This window comes from Streptococcus pluranimalium (assembly GCF_047785745.1).
Classification (GTDB): domain Bacteria; phylum Bacillota; class Bacilli; order Lactobacillales; family Streptococcaceae; genus Streptococcus; species Streptococcus pluranimalium_B.
Genome location: NZ_JBLOJT010000178.1, coordinates 1 through 1,628 on the forward strand (window position 1 = coordinate 1; position 1,628 = coordinate 1,628).

The following is a 1,628-nucleotide window of genomic DNA, read 5'->3' on the forward strand; positions in this document are numbered from 1 at the left end:
TAAACACTCAAAAAGAGAGAACCGGAACGATTCTCTCTAGATGTTAATTATAAGTCACCCACTACAGTTGACGAAGAGCCGATTTTCCCTTCTTATCCAATCAAATTTTTAAAAAAGTCAACAATTTGTTGCCAGATACCTTTTCCTTGTTCAATAGCCTTATTGGCGTCAAAATTAACATCTATACCTTTGAAACTACCATCTGCTTTAGACACAATACTGTCTTTTAAGTCATTCAAGGTATTCACAAAATCGCTGTTACTAATGATACCGCTGTTTGACAAATTAAGAGCAAAATTGACGATCAAATTCATCTGACTGTCGCTGATACTAGATTTTAGGTTATAATTTTCCAAAGTATCTTCGACAATTTTTTGGATATCATCCTTAGTTAAGCCTTTTCCAGACTGCGCAACTGCTGATTTGATATCAGTCAGAGCGACATTGAGCTTATCCGCATCGTACCCCTCTTTACCTTGGTTTTCTTGGTTAATATCCGATAAAGTATTGAGCTCTTCTTGAGCTAGCTCTTTACTTTCATCAGATACCTGGGCACCATTTTCTTCTAAAGAATAGTAAATCCCTGCCAAGGCCGACTCTCCAGTTACAGGAATCGGTGCTGCGATTTCAATGTCTGCATGTTGGATACCCAAGGTAACCGCAGCATTGCGATACATGTCTTCAGTAACCTTGGTAATATTTTCAGGCGTTACAATACTAACATTTAACGTTTTAGAAGCCCCTAACTTTTTAATTTTGACCGATGAGTACAACTGTAAACTGTTATCATCTGCAACATCCATGATTTTAGCATAACTACTTGTGTTTAAGGTTCTTAAGTCAGTATCTTTTCCTTCTTGATAATTCAATAAACGAAGTGTTTCCTGTTTTTGGGAATCTGATAAAGAGTAACCTAGCACATAATCTGGTTGTACATAACTTTCGTCAATGACAGATTGCACCTGACTTTCTGCTAAAGTACCGCTTGCAAAGGACAGTGAGGCAAGAAGAATCCCTGTTGTTGTTATGTGTTTTTTGATAGACATATTTTCCTCCATATACTTTTTGACATTCTTGAAAATAAATGGTTTGCCAAAGAGATTGATAACATCATTATAACCTCTCAACCTTAAAGAAAAGTTTCAAAAAAACAACACTGGGCAAAAAATCCATCCTCTCAATATAGAGTTCGTTTTAACATCCTAAGGCAGTGGTTGGGAGCACCGCTTAGCCTTTCCCCTGCACAGTTGCTTAGGAACTTTAGTCTCAAGCAACCATTGCTAAATGGCTGTTTCGTTTGCATTTTACGCTCGGAATCAGACCTAGAACAGTAGATAAAAGCTGTGCCTTTTCTATCTGCAACCTTAAAAAATCTCCCAGATTTTTTGAGCTATGTGGAGGTGGTTGAAAAGGTTCTGGGACCCTTTTTAATCGGGAAATAAAGCTTTTCGAAGCAAGTGTCAAAAACTCTCCAGTGAACCGTTTTAAGTCTTAGCCTTATACTCGAAGAAAATCAAAATCTGACTAGAAAAAGCGTCGTAGCTAGAACTAAAGTTCATCAAGGGAAACTTGACAATATCATATTTTGATTTTCAATGAGTATTAAAACAAGATCGCGAAGATTAACT

At 37.0% G+C, this 1,628-nt stretch carries 1 protein-coding gene; it reads right to left on the reverse strand.

What is annotated here, in order from left to right; all coding sequences use genetic code 11:
- Positions 1–92: 92 nt before the first annotated feature.
- The gene (locus ACMZ6U_RS10285; protein WP_416108327.1) at positions 93–1,046 is read right to left on the reverse strand and encodes a DUF1002 domain-containing protein; all 954 of its coding nucleotides are present in this window, start codon (positions 1,044–1,046) and stop codon (positions 93–95) included.
- Positions 1,047–1,628: the final 582 nt, after the last annotated feature.